General features: G+C 66.3%; 4 protein-coding genes and 1 pseudogene. All 5 read right to left on the reverse strand.

Features of this window, described 5'->3' with window-relative positions; genetic code table 11:
* Positions 1–12,630, reverse strand: a complete 12,630-nt coding sequence (locus CBI38_RS40950; RefSeq protein ID WP_335743604.1) for an amino acid adenylation domain-containing protein — start codon at positions 12,628–12,630, stop codon at positions 1–3.
* The gene (locus CBI38_RS40955) at positions 12,513–20,036 is read right to left on the reverse strand and encodes a non-ribosomal peptide synthetase (protein ID WP_230989963.1); all 7,524 of its coding nucleotides are present in this window, start codon (positions 20,034–20,036) and stop codon (positions 12,513–12,515) included. Before CBI38_RS40955 ends, CBI38_RS40950 begins: the two co-directional genes overlap by 118 nt.
* Positions 20,017–20,763, reverse strand: a complete 747-nt coding sequence (locus CBI38_RS40030) for an AMP-binding protein (RefSeq protein WP_204164820.1) — start codon at positions 20,761–20,763, stop codon at positions 20,017–20,019. Before CBI38_RS40030 ends, CBI38_RS40955 begins: the two co-directional genes overlap by 20 nt.
* 8 nt (positions 20,764–20,771) lie before the next feature.
* Positions 20,772–21,362, reverse strand: coding sequence for an AMP-binding protein (locus CBI38_RS40035; RefSeq protein WP_250645719.1), 591 nt, complete (start codon positions 21,360–21,362; stop codon positions 20,772–20,774).
* Positions 21,363–21,441: 79 nt separating this feature from the next.
* A pseudogene (locus CBI38_RS40660) lies at positions 21,442–24,495 on the reverse strand (amino acid adenylation domain-containing protein); the annotation flags it as partial.
* Between the last annotated feature and the right edge of the window lie 68 nt (positions 24,496–24,563).

Genomic DNA, 24,563 nt, shown 5'->3' on the forward strand with positions numbered 1-24,563 from the left:
TCACCTATCACGGACCTCGAGCGAGCGTGCCAGGACGGGCCCGATGACGGCGAGGGATTGCGGTTCGATCATGTCGTTGTGCCCGCAATCGACGGGTTGCTCGTCGATCCGGCCGGTCACGAGCGACCGCCACTCCTCGGCGGACCGCGCGCGGGCGCCGCCGTCTCCGTTGCGGATGGCAGGGAAGAAGAGCACGTTGCCGTCGTACACCCGCGGAACGAACCGGTACCCGAGACGCTTGGAGTTCTCGTACCCCGCAGCGATCCGTTCGAGATGCTCTGCGGTGACGCCGGCTTCGGCCCCGAATGTTTCACCGAGCAACTGGGCCGCACGCTCGTAGGTGAGCTGGTTGTCCGACAGGTCGGTCTCCACGCCGAGGCCCCGGAGCAGCTCCCGCAGGTCGAGCTGACCGACTGCGGGTTGCTGTCCGTCCTCGGGGTAGCTGTCCATGAGGGCCAGGGTGGCCACCTCGTCACCCGAGGCCCGGAGTTCGACGGCCATGGCATGTGCGATGACCCCGCCGAGCGACCAGCCCAACAGGTCGTAGGGACCTTCGGGCTGGATCGTCCTGATCTCGTCGACGTAGCGGCGGGCGAGTTGTTCGATCGACTCGGGTAACGGCTCACCGCTGATTGCGGGAAGCTGCAGTCCGTACACCGGCCGGTCCGGCGGTAGGTACCGGACGAGGCCGGCGTAGCCCCACGAAAGCCCGATTCCCGGGTGCACGCAGAACAACGGGGTACCTCTTCCCTGCGCCCGCAACGGAATCACGACGGCGAGCGCCTCTTCCACCCCGGTGGCCCGGGCCGGCAGTTCGAGACGGTGGGCAATCCCCGCAGGCGTGGGGTCGAGGAACATCCATTGCAGCGGAACCGTCCGCTCCAGTCTGGCCTCGAGGGCGCTGACGATCCGGGTGGCGAGGAGGGAGTTACCGCCGAGGTCGAAGAAGCTGTCCGCGGCGCCGACCCGCTCCACGCCGAGTACCTCGGCGAACGCTTCCACGATCACGCGTTCGGTGTCCGTGGCCGGTGCCCGGAACGTCGCTCCACTGGAACCGAATTCTGGTGCGGGCAGCGCTTTTCGGTCGAGTTTGCCGACAGGGGTCATCGGGATTTCGTCGAGGACGATCACCGCGGCCGGAGTCATGTGTGCGGGCAGGCGCTCGGACGCGTAGGTGCGCAATTCCGTGGGCCGCACCTCCTGTCCGTCCTGTACCCGCACATACGAGGCGAGTACGGCGTCGCCCGAGGGAGCTGTGTGACCGATGGTGGCAGCGAACGCGACCGCTGGATGGCGGGCGAGCACGGCGTCGATCTCGCCGAGTTCGATGCGGAAGCCGCGGACCTTGACCTGGAAGTCGCTGCGCCCGATGTACTCCAGGGTGTGCGGTGTGACATCCCCCGTCGCCGGACTCGCCGACTTACGCCAGCGCACCACGTCGCCGGTCCGGTACATCCGGCACCCCGGCTCGCCGAAGGGGCAGGCGACGAACCGTTCGGAGGTGAGCGCCACCCGGTTGTGGTACCCGCGTGCCATACCCGGCCCGACGATGTACAACTCGCCGTGCACGCCGACGGGCACCGGTTGCAGTCGCTCGTCGAGGACCAGGAACGCAAGTCCTACTGCCGGCCCCCCGATGTTCACCCCTTCACCGGCATGCATCGGGGCGCTGACACTAGCCTGAATGGTGGTTTCCGTGGGTCCGTACCCGCTGTGCAGGCTGCGACCCGGCGCCCACTGCGCGACGACCTCCGGCGGGCATGCCTCGCCGACCAGGTCGAGGACACGAAGCGAGTGGAGTTCGTCGTTGTCGAGCGCCGCCAGCGCCGTGGGTGTGATGGTGGCATGGGTGACGCGCTCGCGCCGGAACAGATGAGCCAGTTCGCTGCCACCGACGATGGTGGGCGGCACGATCACCACCCGCGCCCCGGCGCTGAACGCCATCATCAGCTCGAACACCGACGCATCGAAACTCGGGGACGCCAGATGCGACACCCTGGCCTCGGGCGTGACCTCGAAGCAGTCGCGCGTTTCCGCGGTGAAGTTGGCCATGCCCTGGTGAGTGACGACGACGCCCTTCGGCTTCCCCGTCGAACCAGAGGTATAGATGAGATACGCCGGATGGGCGAGTAACAATCGGCTCGTCCGGTCCTCATCTGTCAGCGGCGCGGACGACTCCGCCGCCACCTGCTCGGTGACGTTTTCGTCGTCCAGCACCAGCCACGCAACAGTGTCCGGCAAAGTGGCTCGGTGAGCCCGCACGGTGAGGCCCAACGAGGCTCGGCAGTCGGTGAGCATGAAGTCGATGCGTTCGCGCGGGTAGGCCGGATCGACGGGCACGAAGGCCGCGCCTGCCTTGGTGACCGACCAGATCGAGACCACGGCCTCGATCGAGCGGGGCATTCCGAGCGCGACGAAGGTCTCCGGTCCCACCCCACGGCTCCGGAGGACGCGGGCCAACCGGTTGGACCACTCGTCGAGTTCGCGGTAACGCACGTGCCTGCCCTCGCAGGACAGCGCCACCGAATCCGGGTCGAGTGCGGCGGCAGCGGTGAGCAGGTCGGGCCACAGTTCCGGGCGCATGTCGGGTGCACCGCGGGCAGGGACCAGCGCCCGCGTCTCCACCTCGTCGAGGAGCGGGAGGTCGCCGACCGGCCGGTCGGGGTTCTCGGCCACAGCGTCGAGAATCCGCAGGAACCGGTCGGCAAAACCTCGGACGGTGCCGGCATCGAAGAGATCGGTGGCGAAATCGACGGCGCCATCCATGCCTGCGGGTGCACCGTTCGCGTCGAACTTCTCGGCCAGGAGGAATTCGAGATCCACCTTGACGACGGCGAGTTCGGGGTCGAGTGCACGGACCTCCAGATCCGGCAGTGTCAACACTGGTTGCTCGTTGTTCTGGAACTCTAGGGAGACCTGGACGATCGGTGAGTGCGCCGTCGATCGAGTCGGACCCACTGCCTCCACCACGCGCTCGAAGGGAACGTCGGCGTGGGTGAAGGCACCGAGGTCGACGTCACGGCACTGGGCGGCCAGGCTGGTGAAGGACGTTGCGGCATCGACCTGCGTGCGCAGGGCGAGCGTGCCCACGAACATGCCGACCAGATCGTCGAGCGCGGGTTCTCCGCGCCCGGCGATCGGCGTTCCGATCACCACGTCGTCGGTGCGGCCGAGCCGCGACAGCAGCACGGCGAGTGCGGCATGGACGGTCATGAACTCCGTGGAGCGAAGGCGCCGCGACAGTTCTTTGATCCGTCGATGAAGGCCCCGCTCGACAGTGAAGCCGACGCGGGCACCGCGGAAGGATTGCTGGGGCGGCCGGTCGTGATCGGTGGGCAGTTCCAGGAGGTCCGGTGTTCCTGCCAGCACGGTTTTCCAGTAGGCGAGCTGCGTCCCGATCAGCGACTCGGGGTCGTCGGCCGAGCCCAGCAATTCCCGTTGCCACAGGGTGTAGTCGGCGTACTGCACCGGCAGCGGTGCCCACGCGGGCGCGTCGCCGCGGGCACGGGCTTCGTATGCCGTCATCACGTCGTGCACCAGCGGGACCATCGAGAACCCGTCCGCCGAGATGTGATGCACCACAACGGCAAGCACGTGCTCGGTGGCGGCGAGCGAGAACAGGCGCACCCGTAGTGGCACCCGCGCGGTGACATCGAATCCCGCCGACACCAGCCGGGACAGCTTCTCTCGCAGATGATGCTCGTCCACCACGGCGACCGGGATCAGTGTCAGCGCTGCGCTCTCGGCGGGCAGAATTCGTTGGACGGGCCCGTCCTCGCCGATCGGGAACGTCGTTCGCAGGGACTCGTGGCGGGCAAAGACGTCGGTGATCGCCGAGCTCAGTGCCCGCACGTCGAGCGCACCGCTCAGTCGGACCACGATCGGGATGTTGTAGGCGGCCGAGGTGGTGTCGAGTTGGTTGACGAACCACATGCGCTGCTGAGCGAACGACAGCGGGATGTTCTCGGGGCGCGTGCGGGGTGCGAGCACCGGGCGTTCGGACTGCCGCGCACCGGCGTGCTCGATCCGTGCGGCCAGCACGGCCACGGTGGGCGCCTCGAACAGGTCACGGACCCCACAGTCGATGCCGAGTAACGCCCGCAACCGGGCCATCGCGCGGGTCGCGCTCAGGGAATTGCCGCCGAGGTCGAAGAACCCGGCATCGGCACCCACCCGCCCTAGTCCGAGTACGTCCGCGAAGACGTCGGCTACCGCTTCCTCGATCGGGTCGGCCGGCGGCCTGTAGGGACCTGTCGTGGAAAGGAAGTCGGGCTCTGGCAGTGCCGTGCGGTCCAGCTTGCCGACTGCCGTCAACGGGATTCGATCCAGCGGCACGATCGAGAACGGCACCATGTGCGACGGTAGACGGCGCTCCAGACTCCTGGTGAGCACGGCACTGTGGAGGACGCGACCCGCCGTCGGCACGACGTAGGACACCAGCAGCGTGTCACCGGCGGGACCGCGGTGCGCGATCGTGGCCGCGAACCCGACGTCCGGCTCAGACATGAGGGTGGCGTCGATTTCGCCGAGTTCGACGCGGAAACCCCGGACCTTGACCTGGAAGTCGCTGCGGCCCATGTACTCGATGCTGTGGTCGGCCGTCCACCGCACGATATCCCCAGTGCGGTACATCCTTTCGCCGGGTCGGCTGGGATCGGCAACGAACCGTTCGGCGGTGAGCGCCGGTCGGCGGTGATAGCCGCGGGCCAGACCTGCGCCGGCGAGATACAGTTCGCCGGGAACTCCTACCGGGACCGGTTGCAGTCGGGTGTCGAGTACCAGTTCCGTCACGCCGCGGATGGGGCCGCCGATGGTGATCGGACCGCTCGGTACCAGCGGTTCGCTGATGTTGGACATGATCGTCGTCTCGGTCGGCCCGTACCCGTTGTACAGCCGACGGCCCGGTGCCCAGCGGGCGATCAGGTCAGGTGGGCACGCTTCACCGCCGAACACCACGTCCGCCAGGTGATCCAACCCGGCTGGGTCGAGTGACGCCAGCGCCGCGGTGGTGATGAACGCGTGGGTGACCTCCCGTTCCGCGAGGAACCGTGCCAGATCTTCGCCGCCGAGCACCGTGGGCGGCGCGATCACCATCGTCGCGCCGGCCCCGAAGGCCTGCAGATACTCGAATACCGAACCGTCGAAGCTGGGCGTCGAGAAGTGCAGTGTGCGCGATTGCGCTGTTGCGCTCAACCTTTCGAGTTGATCGAGGGCGAAGTTGTCGAGACCACGATGAGTGACGAGGACACCCTTGGGCACGCCCGTGGACCCTGAGGTGTAGACCAGATACGCGGCGGTGTCCAGCACGATTGGACCGGTCCGCTCGACTGCGGTGACCGGCGCCCCCGAACAATCGGCGCATTCGGTTGTGAAGTCGGGGTGGTCCAGTATCAGCCAGTGCGCGGTGCCGGGGAGGCGGCCACGGTGCTGCGTGGTGGTCAATCCGAGTGCGGCTCCGGAATCGGTGAGCATGTGCGTGATGCGCTCGTCGGGGTAGCTGGGGTCGATCGGCACGAACGCCGCTCCCGTCTTCGCCACCGCCCATACCGACAGCATGGAGTCGAGGGACCGCGGTATTCCGATGGCCACGAAGCTCTCCGGTCCGACACCGCGGACGATGAGAGCGCGGGCCACACGATTCGACCGCTCGTCCAGCTCGCGGTAGCTCATGTGTTCGTCCTCGAAGGACAGTGCGATCGCGTCCGGATCGAGCGCGGCGGCATCGGCGAAAATTTCGGGCAGAGTGCGGGCCGACCCGCCGGGACGACCTTGGACCGGAACCAGTTCGGCGCGCTCGTCGTCGGTGAGCAGCGACAGCGCGGCCAAGGGCTGTTCCGGCCGGGTGCAGGCGTCGAGTACTCGCTGCACACGCCCGGCGATGCCTTCGACTGCGTCCGCCGCGAAGACGTCGGGCAGGTACTCGAACTTCAAGTGCACACGAGTGTCGACAGACGCCACCAGGCTCAGCGGGTAATGCGCGGCATCGTGCGCATCCACCCCCGCCACGCGCATGCCCGCGATATCGGTGTCGGTCGACAGCCCGGCGCGATCGACCGGGTACGACTCGAACACGGTCAAGGTGTCGAAGCCGACCTCGGGCCCCGCGGCGCGCTGAATCTCGGCCAGACCCAGGTAGTGGTGATCCAGCAACGCCGCCTGCTCGGCCTGGACACGTTCGAGGAGCGCACCGATCGATTCTTCGGGACGCAGCTCGATCCGGACGGGCAGTGTGTTGATGAACAGGCCGATCATCGTCTCGATGCCCGCCAGCTCGGGAGGCCGCCCCGAGACGGTGGCGCCGAACAGTACGTCGTCGCGGCCGGTCAACGTACCGAGCACAATTCCCCAGCACACCTGGACGAGAGTGTTGATCGTCACCCCGCGAGAACGCGCCAGCTCGCGCAGGCGGGTGGTCTCGTCCTCGTCCAGATCAAACACCCACTCCTGCGGAATGGTGGACAACTGCCGCCGACGTTCGACGGCTGCTGAATCATCCCTCGCTCCGCTCACCCGGGCTGCCAACAGTGTCGGCCCCTCCACCCCCGCCAGAGCCCGGGCCCACACCGCCCGGGAGGGTTCGAGATCCCGGTGCTTCATCCACGCCAGATAGTCGCGGTAGCCGCGCACACGTGGGAGGGGTGACGGGTCACCGTCGGTGGCGTAGAGCGTCAGCAACTCCGTGATCAGCAGCGGCATCGACCAGCCGTCGAGAAGGATGTGATGGTTGGCCGACACCAGCCGGTATCGGTTCTGTGCCAACGCGATCAGCGTGAAGCGGATCAGCGGGGCAGAGGTCAGGTCGAACGGGCGGATCCTATCTTCTGCCTCGAGTCGTCTGATCTCGGACGCCGCCGCGGTGTCGTCGAGCGCGGTCAGATCGACCTCACGCCAGGGCACCTCGACGTGTCGCCGGACGACTTGCATGGTGTTGCCCTCGGCGTCGTGCAGGAAAGCGGTGCGCAGGTTGGCGTGTCGGTCGACCAGAGCGGCGACGGCGCGACGCAGGCGAGATGCATCCACCTCACCGCGAAGGTCGAGACCGATCTGCACCAGGTAGGCATCGACGGAGGCGTCGGCAAGCTCGGCCTGAAAGAGCATGCCGAATTGCAGAGGCGACAGCGGCCACACGTCGGTCAGGTCGGGGCAGCGACGTTCGAGGGTCTCGATCGCATCCTGCCCCAGTTCGACGAGATCGAAATCCGATGGCGTGAAGCCGCCGCCGCCCGACTCGACGTGCGCACCGAGGGCGGCGAGTGCCTGTACCCACAGTTGCGCGAGTTCGTCGACCTCGTCGCGGGTGAGGACGCCCGGCGGGTAACTCCACGTGGATTTCAGCTGCGGGCCTTCGCCCGCGTCGATGGTCATCGCATTGACGTCGACGACCGCCGCGACGGGTAGGTCTGCAGCCGCCTTCTCGCGTAGGGCAGGTTCGTCGACGGGCACCCATCCCTCGGCGTTCTCCGGAGCAGTTCCGCCCATTCTGCCGAGATAGTTGAAACTGACCTGCGGCGGCGACAGTCGTGAAAGTGTCTCGGCAGCTTCGTTGTTCAGGTAGCGGAGCAGTCCGAAGCCGATGCCGTGGTCGGGTACGGCGAGGAGCATTTCCTTGACAGCCTTCACCGCAGCTCCTGCGGAGGGGCCTCCCGCGAACGCGTCGTCGAGATCGACGCCGCCGAGATCGAAACGTACGGGGAAGATGGTGGTGAACCATCCGACCGTACGGGAGAGATTTGCCCCGGGCACCACCTGCTCTTCACGGCCATGGCCTTCGAGATTCACCAAGGCGTCCTCGACATCGATCCTCCGGTGTCGCCGCCACCGGATCAGCGCCATGGTCAGCGCCGTCAACAGCCCGTCTCCCACGCTGCCGTGGAATGCCTGTGGCACGGTTGTCAGCAGTGTCTCGCTCAACGGGGCCGGAAGGTGCACTTCCACGTCCTCGGCGGTGAGGGCGGTGTCCGATTCGGCCACGGGGCGTGCGCCCAGGATAGGGTCGGGCGCGTCCAGTATCCGTTGCCACAGTTCGAGTTCGGCTGTTCGACGAGGCTCGTGCGCGGCGTCGGCGAGTGCGTACGCCCATCGGCGCATCGACGTTCCCGGTGGCTCCAGCACCGGTGTCGCGCCGGACTGCAGTTGCGCGCACGCCGTGGCGAGGTCCGGGATCATGATCCGCCAGGACACTCCGTCCATCGCCAGATGATGGACGGCGATCAGCAACCGGCCATCCCCCCGGCGACCCGCGTCGAGCCATACCACCTGCATCATCACGCCCGTTTCGGGGTCGAGCCGATCGAGGGCCGCGTCGAGTTCTCTCGCGGCGAGATCGGAGACGTCGACACGGTCCACCGGCACCCGGCGTACCAGCGTGGCCGCCCGCACCGCCCCTTCGGCCTGCACCTCCATCGACCAGCCTTCTTCGGTGTGCGAGGTGCGGTACAGACGCGACCGCAGGAGGTCGTGCCGATCCAGCAGGGCCTGGACGGCCTGCGTCAGGGTGTCCTCGTCCAAGGTCGCGGGCACGGTGAACAGTGCGGTCTGCGAGTAACGCCGGAAATCTCCGCCTCGGCCGAGGAGCCAACGCACGATAGGGGTCAACGGAATCTCCCCGACGCCGCCACCTGGCAGCTCCTCGAGGACAACCGTCTCGTCACCCTGTCCGGCGATCTCGGACAGAGCCGCAACCGTTTTGCGTTCGAACACGTCTCGCGGCGAGATCACCACCCCGGCTGCCTTGGCGCGGGTGACCAGCTGGATGGACATGATCGAGTCGCCACCGATGGCGAAGAACGAGTCGTCGACGCCCACCGTGTCGAGGCCCAGGACCTCGGCGAACAGGCCGGCGAGAATGCGTTCGGTCTCGGTGATGGGGGTACGACTCGTGGTGACTTGTTGACCGAAGTCCGGTTCGGGCAGAGCTTTCCGGTCGAGCTTGCCGTTCGCCGTCAACGGCATCTCGTCGAGAACCACCACTGCTGCCGGCACCATGTGCGAAGCCAGCCTCTCTGCGGCTGCGTCGATGATCACCGCCGGGTCGATCGATACGCCGGTCTCCGGCACGGCGTACCCCACCAATCGACTCCCGTGCACCGTCACCGCAGACTGCGCCACTCCTTCACACGCGAGGAGTGCCGACTCCACCTCGCCGAGTTCGATCCGGTAACCCTTCATCTGCACCTGGAGGTCGTTGCGGCCGAGGTACTCCAGCTGCCCGTCGCGGTTCCACCTGCCGAGGTCACCGGACCGGTACATCCGGGACTCCGGCAGGAAGGGGTCGGGAACGAACCGGGCGGACGTGAGGGCGGGACGTCCGAGGTATCCGCGCGACACCTGTTCCCCTGCGACGTAAAGTTCCCCGGTCACGCCCGGCGGGACCGGATGCAGCCGGTCGTCGAGGACGTAGACGCGCAGCCCGGGTAGGCCCCGGCCGATCACGGATGCGGGCTGCTCCGTCACGGTGTCCCGGTCGATCGGCAGGTGGCTGACATGCACCGTCGTTTCCGTGATGCCGTACATATTGACCAGAACCGGCGCGGTGTCGTCCCGGCGTGCGTACCAGCGTTGCAGTTGCGCGAATTCGAGGGCTTCCCCACCGAAGATCACGTACCGGAGGGACAGTGCGGGACCACCGGCCAGACGATCCGCCTCTGCCAACTGGTAAAAGGCAGTGGGAGTTTGGTTCAGGACTGTGACGTATTCGCCGCGTAGGAGTTCGAGGAACTTCTCGGGTGAGCGCGCGGTGAAGTAGTCCACCAGTACCAGCCGGCCACCGTGCGCGAACGCTCCCCACATTTCCCACACCGAGAAGTCGAACGCGGCGGAATGGAACATGGTCCACACGTCTTCGGGCCCGAAACCGAACAGCGACTGGGTTTGTGCCAGCAAGGCAACCACGTTGCGATGCGAGACCTGCACTCCCTTCGGCCGTCCGGTGGAGCCCGACGTGTAGATCACGTACGCCACCGAGTCCGGGTGCAGCGGGCTGCACCGGTCGACATCCGTGATCGGCAGTGGCGAGAAGCGTTGCACCGCGGTCAGGGTGTCGGGGTCGTCCACGACAATGACGGGGGCGCAGGCAGTATCGACAACCGGTGCGTCCGCGGTGGTGGTGAGTACACATCTCGGCTGGGCATCGCTCAGCAGGAAGGTCAGCCGCTCCGGAGGAGAGGTCACATCGACCGGGAGGTACCCGGCGCCCGACTTCACCACCGCCAGAAGCGCAACCACCAAGTCGACCGACCGCGTCATGACCACGGCCACGAGTGTTTCCGCGCCCGCGCCCTGGTCGGCCAGCAGTCTCGCGAGCCGGTTCGCCCGGTCGTCGAGTTCCCGGTAGGTCACGGACGAGCCGTCACAGCGCACGGCGACGGCATCGCCGGCGGCGGCCACCGCACGGTCGAAAACGTCCGCCAACGTCGACGGCGCGACGTGCTGTGCCGGTCGATGCGCGGAGGTGAGTACGAACTCGCGCTCGGCCGGGTGGAGGAGATCGATGTCGTCCACGAGCACCGTCGGGTCTGCCGACACGGTCTCGACCACACGGAGGAAGCGCTGCGCGAGACGCTCGACCGATGTCCGATCGAACACGTCGGTCGCGTACCGGAATCCGGCGGTGATCCCGGTCGGCATCCCGTTCTCATCGAGCCGCTCTGCCAGGCTCAGCTGCAAGTCGAATTGCGCCACTTCGAAATCGACGTCGAGAGATTCGACTGCCAACCCCGGCAGTTCCAGACGTACGCGCGTGTCGTTCCGGAACTCCAGGAGCACTTGGAACAGGGGTGTGTGCGCAGTGGACCGCTCGGGCACCAATTCGTCTACGAGCCGCTCGAAGGGGATGTCCGCGTGCTCGAATGCGCCGAGGTCTGCCGTGCGCACCTCGGTGAGTACGTCGGCGAACGACGCCCCCGACGGCACCGACGTGCGGAGCACCAACGTGTTGACGAACATCCCCACTACATCGTCGAGCGATCGGTGGCCGCGGCCCGCGATCGGCGTTCCCACCACCACGTCGTGTGAGCCGGACAGCCGTTGGAGCAGCACCGCCCAGGCGGCGTGCATCACCATGAACAGAGTCGAACGAGTATGGCGTGCAAGGTCGAGCAAGGCGGAGTGCACGGTAGGCGCGATGTCGGTGGTGATGACGGCACCCCGGGAGGATCTTTGCGCGGGTCGCGGTCGGTCCAGGGGCAGCGGCACAACCTCCGGGCTCCCCGACAGCGTCCGGATCCAGTAGCCGAGTTGCTCCGACAGCACCGACTCGGGCTGGTCCTCGGTGCCCAGGACCTCGCGCTGCCACAGGCTGTAGTCGGCGTACTGCACGGGCAGCGGTGCCCAGCCGGGCGCGCGCTGTTGCTTGCGCGCGGTGTAGGCAAGCATCACATCGCGCGCCAGGGGCGTCATCGAGTACCCGTCGGCCGCAATGTGATGGACGACGAGGGCGAGGACGTGACTCTCGGGAGCGAGGCTAACCAGCGTCACCCGGATGGGAAGTTCCTCGGTGACATCGAATCCCCTGCCGAAAAAGGTGGCGAGGAGATCTCGAAGGTCCCCTTCGGCAGCGGGTGTCGAATCCAGTTCAGGGACAGCGGTTGTCGGTTCGACAATGACTTGATGGGGTCCGTCGGCGGAGCCGGGATACACGGTACGCAGTGTCTCGTGCCGTTCGATGACGTCACCGAGTGCCGCCCGGAGAGTCTGCAGGTCTATCACGCCGTCCAGTCGTAGCGCGACCGGAATGTTGTAGGCCGGTGAGGAGGTGTCGAACTGGTTGATGAACCACATACGCTGTTGCGCGAGAGAAAGGGGAAGCCGATCGGGCCGCGGTCGCGCTGTCAGTTCCGGGGCGGCGGATTTCGTCAGCAGGGTCGGCCCGACCCGATCGGCCAGGTCGGATACCACGGGGTTGTCGAACAGCACGCCCACGGAGAGTGTCGTCTCCAGCGCGCTGTTGATGCGGGCCACCGCCCTGGTGGCGCTGAGCGAATCGCCACCGAGAGCGAAGAAGCTGTCGTCCGCGCCGACGCGGTCGACACCGAGGACGTCCGCGAAAGCTGTGGCGACAGCTTGCTCCACGGGTGTCGTGGGAGCGCGATACCCCGCTGTAGTGAAGTGGGGTTCGGGGAGGGCCTTGCGGTCGAGCTTGCCATTCACCGTCACCGGCAACTCATCGAGCACCACCACCACCGACGGCACCATATACCCCGGCAACACCCCCGCCACCCACTCCACCACCGCCCGACCCTCCACCACCACCCCACACTCAGGAACCACATACCCCACCACAAACTCCCCACCCAACCCACCCCGCAACACCACCACCGCCTGCGCCACACCCCCATACCCCAACAACACCGCCTCGATCTCCCCCAACTCCACCCGCTGCCCCCGCAACTTCACCTGAAAATCCACCCGACCCACATACTCGAGCTCCCCACCCGACAACCACCGAACCCGATCCCCCGTCCGATACAACCGCGAACCACACCCGAACGGATTCGCCACAAACCGATCCGCCGTCAAATCCACCCGACCCCGATACCCCCGCGCCAACTGCACACCCCCACATACAACTCCCCACACCCCACCGGCACCGGCCGCAACCACCCATCCAACACAAACACCTGCGTATTCCACACCGGAACCCCGATCGGCACCCCCACCACATCCGCATCGGTCACCTCATGAAACGTCACATCCACCGACGCCTCCGTCGGCCCGTACAAGTTATGCACCCGCACACCCGGCACCAACCCCCGCATCCTCGACGCCACCGACGCCGACAACGCCTCCCCCGACGCGAACACCCGCCGCACACTCACACACCGCGCCACCGCCGGCTCCGCCGTGAACACCGCCAACATCGACGGCACGAAATGCACCGTCGTCACCCCATTCCCGACGATCACATCCACAAGATAAGCCGGATCACGATGCCCACCCGGCTCCGCCACCACCAACCGCGCCCCCACCAACAACGGCCAGAACAACTCCCACACCGACACATCGAACGTCACCGGCGTCTTCAACAACACCACATCATCGCAGCCCAGCCCATACTCCCCCTGCATCCACAACAACCGATTCACAATCCCCGCATGCGAAACCACCACCCCCTTCGGCCGACCCGTCGAACCCGACGTGAACATCACATACGCCGGATTCTCCCCACGCACCACCCCCAACCGCTCCCCATCCGAAATCGGCTCCCCCGAAAACCCCGACACATCAACAACATCCAGCTCCACCACCACAACCGAACCCGGCAACCCCACCCGATCCACCGACGTACTCAACACCAACACCGGAGCCGCCACACCCAACACATACTCCACCCGCTCCACCGGCTGATCCACATCCACCGGCACATACCCACCCCCCGCCTCGAGCACCGCATAAATCCCCACCACCAACTCCACCGACCGCCCCACCGCAATCCCCACCAACGACTCCGGACCCACCCCCAACCCCATCAACAACCGCGCCAACCGACGCACCCGCACACCGAACTCCCCATACGACAACACCACCGAACCAGACACCACCGCCACCGCATCCGGCACACACCCCACCCGCTCCTCGAACAACCCCACCAACGACACCCCCGAAACCACACACCCCGTCGCATTCCACCCCCCCAACACCAACTCCCGCTCACCCGGCGCGAAGAGATCGACGTCGCCTACCAGAGTGTCGACGTCCCGGGCGATGGTGCCGAGAATCGCGGTGAGTCGCCCCGCCATTCGGGTGACCGTCTCGTGGTCGATGGCATCGGCCTGGTAGCGAAGGCTCAGCCGCAGTTGTGGCTCGAGACTTGTCATCAGGGTGAGGGGATAGTGTGTGGCGTCGCGGGCATCGACGCCCGTCACTCGCATGCCTGCGATGTCGGTGTCCTCGCCCAAGCCGGACGTGTCGATCGGATACGATTCGAACACCGACAGCGTGTCGAACAGGGTTCCCAGACCGACTCGCTGCTGAATTTCACCGAGCCCGACGTGGTGGTGATCGAGCAGGGCAGTCTGCTCCCCCTGCATGCGGTCGAGCAGTTCCGCGATGGTTTCCGCCGGGTTCACCCGTACTCGCACCGGCAGGGTGTTGATGAACAATCCCACCATGTTCTCGACACCGGGTAGGTGCGGGGGTCGGCCCGAGACCGTGGCGCCGAAGATCACGTCGTCGCGGGAGAGCAACCGCGACAACAATACTCCCCATGCCGCCTGGATCACTGTGTTCATCGTGCCGCCGAGGCGCCGTGCCACCGCCGCCAGCGGGGCGATCACATCGGCGGGCAGGTCGACGTCGACCTCGCCGGGCACTCCGTACTGCGTCGCCGACGCGAGCGGCACCACCAGTGTCGGCTCCTCGACGCCGTCGAGGGCCTGCTCCCAGGCCCGAGCCGATGTCTCCCGGTCGTGGTTCGCTACCCATTCCAGATAGGTGCGGTACGACGGTGCCTCCGGCAGGATATCCGGGCGGTCATCGGCGTAACGCACGAGCAATTCTCGCACCAGCAGCGGCATCGACCAGCCGTCCAGGACGATGTGATGGTTGGTGATGGTGAGCACGTAGCTCCCAGGACCTGTGTGCAGCAGCATGAATCGTACGAGTGGCGGTGCTTCGAGATCGAACCTGGCGCTGCGGTCTTCGTCGAGGAGGCGTGTCAACTCCGCGGCGGCCTCCGGCCCGTGTCCGGTCAGATCCACCTCCCGCCACGGCACCTCCACCGCATCGAGCACCAGCTGCGCCGGAACCCCGTCGTCGTCGTAGACGAACGCGGACCGCAAGTTCGAGTGGTGCGCCAGCAGTCCGGCCGCGGCAGCCCGCAGACGCTCGGCGTCGACTGTCCCCTCCAGATCGATCCGCATTTGTGCCGTGTAGACGTCCACCCTGTCGGTGACCAGGGACGCGTGGAAGAGCAATCCCGACTGCAGCGGCGATAACGACCACACGTCCCGCAGCGCCGGAAACCGCTCTTCCCAGCGTTCGATCTGCTGCTGGCTGACCGGCACCAGCGGCACATCGGACGGTGTCAGCCCGCCCGCTCCCGGCCGGGCCGAGTGCGCCGCAAGTCCGCCGAGCGCGTTGCGCCACAGATTCGCGAAGGCCGTGACGTCGGCGTTGTCGAGTGTGCCGCGGGGATAGGCGATCGTCGCCCTCAGGCGGGGGCCGTCGGGGCGGTCGTCGACCACGGCGTTGATGTCGAGAACGGATACAACGGGCATGTCGGTGTTCTGGGCTCCGCCGAGCGTGCTCTCCACCGGGAGCCAGTCCTCCGTTCCGCCTGTGGTGATGACCCGGCCTAGATAGTTGAAACTGACTTGGGGAGACCGGAACCGGCGAAGCGTCCTTGCCGTGTCTTCATCCAGGTACCGCAGCATTCCGAAACCGATCCCGTGATCCGGAATGGCGAGCAACTGTTCTTTGACCGCCTTGACTGCCTGCCCTGCCGCGCGGCCTCCGGTCAGGGCGTTGTCGACATCGATCCCGGTGATGTCCACTCTCACCGGATACACAGTGGTGAACCAGCCCACGGTGCGGGACACATCCGCGCCCGCGACGACGTGCTCCTCGCGTCCGTGCCCTTCGAGTGTGATCACGGTGTCCGCTGCGGCACTGCCCTGTTCACCTCGCCAGGCGGTCAGTGCCAAGGCCAGCGCGGTCAGCAACCCGTCGCCGACGCTGCCGTGGAAGGCCGCCGGAAGCGTGGTGAGCAGGTCGGCGGTCACGCTCGACGGCACGTCGACGGTGACCGTGTCCACGGTCGCGGCGACGTCGACTTCGGGGTTTAGCGGGCGCGAACCGATCAACGGATCGGGGCCGTCGAGAATTCTCTCCCACATCGGCAGTTCCGGCATTCGTTGCGGCACCGCGTCGCGCAGGCCGTGCGACCACCGCCGCATCGACGTTCCTACCTCCGGCAGAGTAGGAGTCGCGCCCGCCTGGAGCTGACTGCACGCCGACGCGAGATCGGCGACGAGAATGCGCCACGACACACCGTCGACCGCGAGGTGATGGACCACCACGAGTAGTCGCCCGACGCCGTTCGGAACGTCGAACCACACCACCCGCAGCATGGCTGCGCCAGCAGGATCCAGGTGGTCGGCCGCAGCATCGAGTTCTGCGGCCACGAGCGCTGTGAAGCCGTCCCCGTCGACCGTCTCGACCGGAATGTGGCGAACCAACCCCTGCGCCCGCACCGCTCCCGACGGGAGCACTTCCATAACCTGGTCGTCGGCGAGCAATCGTGCCCGGAGCATGTCGTGCCGATCCAGCACCGCGTCCACGGCACCCTCGAGAATGTCCCGGGTGAGACCGGCGGGGGCGGCCAGCAGCAGCGCTTGGGAGAACCTGTCGAGTCGGCCGCCGCTGCGCTCGATCAACCAGCGCGCCACCGGCGTCAAGGGCAGGGTGCCGACGCCCCCGCCCGGCATCTCATCGAGCGCGATCGGGCGGCCGTCCTCCAATCGCGCCACCTCCGCGAGCCCGGCCACCGTTCTGCGATCGAACACGTCTCGGGGAGAGAGGATTACCCCGGCGGCCTTGGCGCGGACCACCAACTGTATCGACATGATGCTGTCGCCGCCGAGCGCGAAGAAATCGGCCGTGGCACCTACCGAGTCGATCCCGAGAACATCCGCGAACAGTCCCGCGAGAAGCTCCTCCGTCTCCGTTCGCGGCGGCCGGCTCTGCGGCATCGAGGCTCCGAAATCGGGGGCGGGAAGTGCTGTGCGATCGAGCTTTCCGTGAACAGTCAGCGGAAGCGAGTCGAGCACGACCAGCGCGGCCGGCACCATATACAACGCCAACCGGCCACCGACGAAGTCGAGCACCGCCCTCGGGTCGATCGACACGCCGGATTCCGGCACGAGGTAACCGATCAGCCGATCACCACTGCCGCCCCCGTTCCACACGCTCGCGACGGCCTGGGCCACATCGTCGTGGGCGAGCAGGGCCGACTCGACCTCACCGAGTTCGATGCGAAAGCCCCGTATCTTCACCTGGGTGTCGTTGCGGCCGAGGTATTCCAGTTGGCCGTCCCGCGTCCAACGCACCCGATCCCCGGTGCGATACATCCGGCTGCCCGCCGGGCCGAAGGGATCGGCGACGAAGCGTTCGGCCGTCAGAGTGATCCGCCGGTGATAACCGCGCGCGAGGGCGGCGCCTGCGAGATACAACTCCCCGGGCACATTTACCGGGACCGGCTGCAGACGCGAGTCGAGCACCACCTCGGAGAAGCCACGAGTAGGCGCGCCGATGGTGACCGGCGCCCCCGGTGACAGGACGTCGCTGATACTGGACACGACTGTCGCTTCGGTCGGACCGTACGCGTTGAACATTCGCCTGCCCGGTGCCCACCGCGCACATAGTTCCGGGGGACACGCTTCGCCGCCTGTGACCACGCACTCGAGGTCGGTGAGTTCAGCGGCATCAACCGACGCCAGCGCGGCCGGGGTGACGAAGCAATGCGTCACCCGCTCGGCTTCCAGGAGTTGCGTCAATTCGGCGCCGCCGTACACGGTCGGTGGTGCGATCACCATGGTGGCGGCCGCCCCGACGGCCAACAGCAATTCCAGTACGGAGGCATCGAAGCTCGGTGACGCGAAATGCAGCACTCTGGACGCGGCCGTCGTGGCGAAGGTCTCCCGCTCCTGCAGGGCGAAATCTGCCAGGCCGCGATGCGTGGTCACCACGCCTTTGGGTCGGCCCGTCGACCCCGAGGTGTAGATCAGGTAGGCCGGATTGTCGAGCCGGACCGGCGAAGTCCGCTCGTCCTCGGCGACTGCCGACGCCGCGTACGTCGACAGCCCGTCCGCTTCGTCCACCACCACCCATGGCACCCCGCCGGGCAGTGCGCTACGGTGCGACGAGGTCGTCACACCCAACACGGCCCCGGAGTCGGTGAGCATGTATTCGATGCGTGCTGCCGGGTGCTGGGGGTCCACCGGAAGGAACGCGGCACCCGACTTGGCCACAGCCCACACGGCCAGAACGGACTCGACGGAGCGGGGCACGCACACGGCCACCACGGTTTCCGGCCCGGCCCCACGCTCGATCAAACCTCGAGCCAGCTGATTCGAACGCTCATCGAGTTCGCGGTAACGCACGTGACGACTCTCGAAGACCAATGCGACGGCGTCCGGATCGTGGGCGACGGCCGCCGCGAGCAGTTCCGGCAGCGTCCGCGCTGCACCCGCCGCAGCGCCCGTCACCGGAATCAGGTCGGCGCGTTCGCGAACGCCGAGGATGTCGATGTCACCCACCGGGGTGTCCGGGCCGGCCGTGACGGTCGCGAGGATGCGCTGGAGTCGTTCCGCGAACCCGGCCACCGTAGCCTCGTCGAAGAGGTCGGTCGCATAACCGAGTCCCGCGGTGATCCCACCGGGGTTGCCATCCGCGTCCAGGTTCTCGGCCAGCGTCAACTGGAGGTCGAAGTTTGCGGTCTCGATCGCCACATCGATGCTCCGCACCCGCAGATTCGGAAGTTCCAGCGTGGGCCGCTCGATGTTCTGGAATTCGAACATCACCTGGAACAGCGGTGAGTAGGCCGTCGAGCGGGACGGACTCACTGCCTCCACCACGCGTTCGAACGGAATATCGGCGTGCAGGAAGGCACCGAGGTCGGTTTCCCGGACATTGTCCAAGAACTCGGTGAAGGTGACGCCGCCGTCGACTCGGGTGCGGAGGACGAGCGTGTTCACGAACATCCCCACCATGTCGTCGAGTTCACGCTCGCCACGCCCGGCGATCGGCGTCCCGACGGCGATGTCGTCGGACCCGCTCAGTCGTGCCAACAAGATCGCCAGCGCGGCATGCACCGTCATGAACACCGTCGTGGTGTGTTGCCGCGCCAACGCGACCACGCCGGCGTGAATCTGCGGAGCGATCTCGAACTCGACGCGTCCGCCGCGAAGTGATCGGACAGCCGGGCGGGGATGGTCGGTGGGTAAGTCCAGTACTTCGGGCAGGTCTGACAGCGCGGTGGTCCAATAGGCGAGCTGTCTCGACATCGGTGAGGTTTCGTCTGCCTCCGAGCCCAGCCACTCGTACTGCCACAGCGTGTAATCGGCGTACTGCACGGGTAGCGGGACCCAATCCGGCGCGGTCCAATTCGCTCTCGACACGTACGCATCCATGACGTCGCGGGCCAGCGGAGACATCGAGAAGCCGTCGGCCGCAATGTGGTGCACGACCACCGCGAGCACGTGCGCATTCTCGTCGAGTCGGAAAAGGCTCGCGCGCAGTGGAGCCTGCTGCGTCACGTCGAATCCCTCGGACAGCACCCGCTGGGCACGTGCACGGAGTTCGGCCTCTCCTGTCACGCCGACCGGAGTGAGGTCGGGCAGCGCGCTCGTTGTCGGCACGATCACCTGACGTGGTCCGTGGTCGGTGAGGGGGAAGATGGTGCGCACGGCCTCGTGCCGCTCGATCACGTCGGCGACCGCCGCCTGGAGCGCAGGTATGTCGAGTTCACCGTCCAGCCTCAACGCAAACGCCACGTTGTATGCGGACGAGGAGGTGTCGAATTGGTTGATGAACCACATCCGCTGTTGGGCGGGTGATACGGGGACTTCCGCACCGTTTTCCCTCGCCTTCAGCGGCGGGCGAGATTCACGCCCTTCGTGCGACTGCGCGAGCATCGCCAGACCGGCCGCGGTGGGCGCGTCGAACACGTCGCGAACGCTGATCCGGTTTCCGACCGCGGCATTGACGCGCGCCACCAAGCGAGTGGCAGTCAGGGAGTTTCCGCCAATGGCAAAGAAGTTGTCGTTCACTCCCACCCGCGGAATTCCGAGCAGGTCGGCGACAACCGCAGTCACTATCTCCTCGAAAGCGCCACGGGGAGCAATGTATCCGAGCATCTCGGCGCCGAAGTCGGGTTCGGGGAGGGCCTTGCGGTCGAGCTTGCCATTCACCGTCACCGGCAACTCATCGAGCACCACCACCACCGACGGCACCATATACCCCGGCAACACACCCGCCACCCACTCCACCACCGCCCGACCCTCCACCACCACCCCACACTCAGGAACCACATACCCCACCACAAACTCCCCACCCAACCACCCGCAACACCACCACCGCCTGCGCCACACCCCCATACCCCAACAACACCGCCTCGATCTCCCCCAACTCCACCCGCTGCCCCCGCAACTTCACCTGAAAATCCACCCGACCCACATACTCGAGCTCCCCACCCGACAACCACCGAACCCGATCCCCCGTCCGATACAACCGCGAACCACACCCGAACGGATTCGCCACAAACCGATCCGCCGTCAAATCCACCCGACCCGATACCCCGCGCCAACTGCACACCCCCACATACAACTCCCCACCACCCCACCGCACCGGCCGCAACCACCCATCCAACACAAACACCTGCGTATTCCACACCGGAACCCCGATCGGCACCCCCACCACATCCGCATCGGTCACCTCATGAAACGTCACATCCACCGACGCCTCCGTCGGCCCATACAAGTTATGCACCCGCACACCGGCACCAACCCCGCATCCTCGACGCCACCGACGCCGACAACGCCTCCCCGACGCGAACACCCGCCGCACACTCACACACCGCGCCACCGCCGGCTCCGCAACAAACACCGCCAACATCGACGGCACGAAATGCACCGTCGTCACCCCATTCCCGACGATCACATCCACAAGATAAGCCAGATCACGATGCCCACCCGGCTCCGCCACCACCAACCGCGCCCCCACCAACAACGGCCAGAACAACTCCCACACCGACACATCGAACGTCACCGGCGTCTTCAACAACACCACATCATCGCAGCCCAGCCATACTCCCCTGCATCCACAACAACCGATTCACAATCCCGCATGCGAAACCACCACCCCTTCGGCCGACCCGTCGAACCCGACGTGAACATCACATACGCCGGATTCTCCCCACGCAACACCCCCAACCGCTCCCCATCCGAAATCGGCACCCCGAAAACCCGACACATCAACAACATCCAGCTCCACCACCACAACCGAACCCGGCAACCCACCCGATCCACCGACGTACTCAACACCAACACCGGAGCCGCCACACCCAACACATACTCCACCCGCTCCACCGGCTGATCCACATCCACCGGCACATACCCACCCCCGCCTCGAGCACCGCATAAATCCCACCACCAACTCCACCGACCGCCCCACCGCAATCCCACCAACGACTCCGGACCCACCCCCAACCCCATCAACAACCGCGCCAACCGACGCACCCGCACACCGAACTCCCCATACGACAACACCACCGAACCAGACACCACCGCCACAGCATCCGGCACACACCCCACCCGCTCCTCGAACAACCCACCAACGACACCCCGAAACCACACACCCCGTCGCATTCCACCCCCCCAACACCAACTCCCGCTCACCCGGCGCGAGGATGTCGATAGTTCCCAGGGCCGCAATCGGATCCGTCGCCGCAGCACGCAGAATTCGGAGGAATCGCTCCCCGAAACTCACCACCGTCGGCCGGTCGAAAATATCCGTCGCGAACGTGAAGGCTGCGGAGATACCTGCGGGACTGCCGGATTCGTCATAACGCTCCGCGAGCGTCAACTGCAGATCGAACTGGGACACACCGGTGTCGACCTCGATGACCTCTGCGGCCAGTCCCGGCAGTTCCAGGTGAGCCGTCGCTGTGTTCCGGAACTCCAACATAACCTGGAACAGGGGTGAATAGCTGGTCGACCGGCCGGGATCGAGCGCCTCCACGACACTCTCGAAGGGCACTTCCGTGTGCCCGAACGCTCCGAGGTCGGCGTTCCGTGCACGGGAAATCATGTCGTCAAACGTGATCCCGGGATCCACGGTGGTTCGCAGAACCAGCGTGTTGACGAACATCCCCACCAGGTCATCGAGCGCTGCTTCGCCGCGTCCCGCGATCGGCGTCCCGATCGCGATGTCGTCGGATCCGCTCAGCCGCGCCGCCAGCACCACCAGAGCCGCGTGCATCACCATGAACATGGTCGCGTCATGTTGACGCGCGAGCACCAGAAGCTCCCGATGCAGTTCCGCAGGCACCGAGAACGGGGCAGTGTCGCCTCGCAGCGTCCGGTTCGCGGGTCGCGGACGATCAAAGGGAAGGGTTATCGCGTCGGGGAGGCCGGCGAGTGTCTTCTTCCAATAGTCCAATTGCGCCGACATCACGCTCTCGGGGTCCTGATCACTGCCGAGGACCGCCCGTTGCCACAGGCTGTAGTCGGCGTACTGAACCGGGAGTGGGAGCCAGTCCGGCCTCTGCTGGCGAACTCGCGCGGAGTACGCCACCATCAGGTCGTGTGCCAGCGGTGCCAGCGAAGCGCCATCGGCGGCGATGTGGTGGACCACGAGAAGGAGGACGTGCTCGTCGGGGCCGGTTCGCAGCAGTGCACCACGCACGGGTACTTCACCGCTGACGTCGAAGCCCTGGTGAATCAGCGCGGCAATGTGTTCGCGAACCTCGTGCTCGTTGTCGACGACTCTCGGCGTGAGGTCGGGAACCACCTGCGGCGCAGTCACGATCGATTGTTCCGGTCCTGCTGCCGAGTCCGGATACCTGGTGCGCAGGGATTCGTGTCGTTCGATGACATCCTCGGCGGCGGCCCGGAGTGCCTCCATGTCGAGGGTGCCCGACAATCGGACCGCCATGGGAATGTTGTATGCAGGCGAAGAGGGGTCGAACTGATTGATGAACCACACGCGCTGCTGCGCAAGCGAGAGGGGTATACGGTCCGGACGCTCGCGTGCGACCAAACTCGGGCGGTCGATTCTCCGCACGTCCGCAGGCTCGATCCGCCCTGCCAACTTTTTCACCGTCGGCGCCTCGAAAAGGTCCCGGACACCGAGGTCGACGCTCAGTGCGGCATTGACGCGAGCGATTACTTTGGTTGCCACGAGGGAGTTTCCGCCGAGATCAAAGAAGTCTTCGTCGACGCCGATGTGCTCCACTCCCAGCACGTCCACGAATACCTGCGCGACAGTCTGCTCCACCGGATTCGCCGGTGCACGACGTTCGGTGGCCGCGCCGCCGAATTCCGGCGCCGGCAGCGCCGCACGGTCGAGCTTTCCCACCCGCGTCAACGGCATCTCGTCCAGCACCATGATCGCGGATGGAACGAGGTGTGGCGGCAGCTGCTTTCGGGCATAGTCCATCACATCGGCAGTCGAGAGCCGCCGGCCGGGAACCGGCAGTACATACGACACGAGGACGGTGTCACCGGACGGCGCGGTCCGCGGTATCGTCACCGCAGTTCTCACCCATGGATGAGTGTGGAGTACCGTGTCGATCTCGCCGGGTTCCACACGGAACCCACGGATCTTCACCTGGAAGTCGCTGCGACCCACGTACTCGATCGTGTGATCGGCCCGCCACCGTACGACATCTCCGGTTCGGTACATCCGACGGCCAGGGTCGCCGAAAGGATTGGCGACGAAGCGTTCCGCGGTCAGCGCCGGCTTGCCGTGATAGCCGCGCGCCAGCGCGTCACCCGAGAGGTAGAGTTCCCCGGCCACTCCGATCGGTACCGGTTTCATCCGCGCATCGAGGACCACCTCGTGGAATCCGCGGAGCGGACCGCCCAGGGTAATCGCTCCCGCAGGCGACATCGATTCACTGATGTTCGCCATGATGGTGGTCTCGGTCGGTCCGTATGCGTTGCACAACCTGCGGCCCGGGGCCCACCGCTTCACCAGTTCCGGCGGGCACATCTCGCCGCCGAACACCACGTCCTGGAAGTCGGTGAGTCCGTCCGGGTCGATCGATCCGAGCGCAGCGGTAGTGATGAACCCGTGAGTGACTCGCTCGAGTTTCAGGATCCGGGCCAACTCGGTGCCGCCGTATATCTTCGGCGGAACAATCACCATGGTGGCACCGGCACCGAAGGCCTGGAGATACTCGAACAGGGACGCGTCGAAGCTCGGTGTGGAGAAATGCAGGGTCCGTGAGGTCTGCGTCGCTCCGAATCGGCGGCGCTGCTCCACCGCGAAGCTGTCCAGGCCACCGTGGGTGACCGACACTCCTTTGGGGAGTCCCGTCGAACCGGACGTATAGATCAGATAGGCCACGTTCTCCATGCGCAGCGGTCGCACCCGTTCGTCGTCGGTGACGGCGGATACCGGTAAAGCCGCACAGCGGGTACGGAACTCGGCGTCGTCGAGTAACAGCCACGGAATCGAATCGGGCAGCCGGGATCGCTCGGCAGACACCGTCACACCCACGGCGACTCCGGAATCGGTGAGCATGTGCACGATGCGCTCGGCCGGATAGTTCGGGTCCACCGGCACGAAGGCCGCGCCCGATTTCGCTACCGCCAGCATCGACAGGACCGACTCGATCGAGCGCGGCAAGCCCAGCGCGACAGCGTTCTCCGGACCGATCCCACGTGTGATCAAAGCCCGCGCCACTTGGTTGGAGCGTTCGTCCAATTCTCGATATGTCACCTCGACGCCGCGAAAGGTGAGTGCGATGCCGTCAGGATGGTTTCGTGCTGCCATGTCGAAGATTTCGGACAGCGTGCGTTCGGATCGGCCCGGCACTCCCGATACGGGGACGAGAGTGGCTC

The sequence above is a fragment of the Rhodococcus oxybenzonivorans genome, assembly GCF_003130705.1.
Lineage (GTDB): Bacteria > Actinomycetota > Actinomycetes > Mycobacteriales > Mycobacteriaceae > Rhodococcus_F > Rhodococcus_F oxybenzonivorans.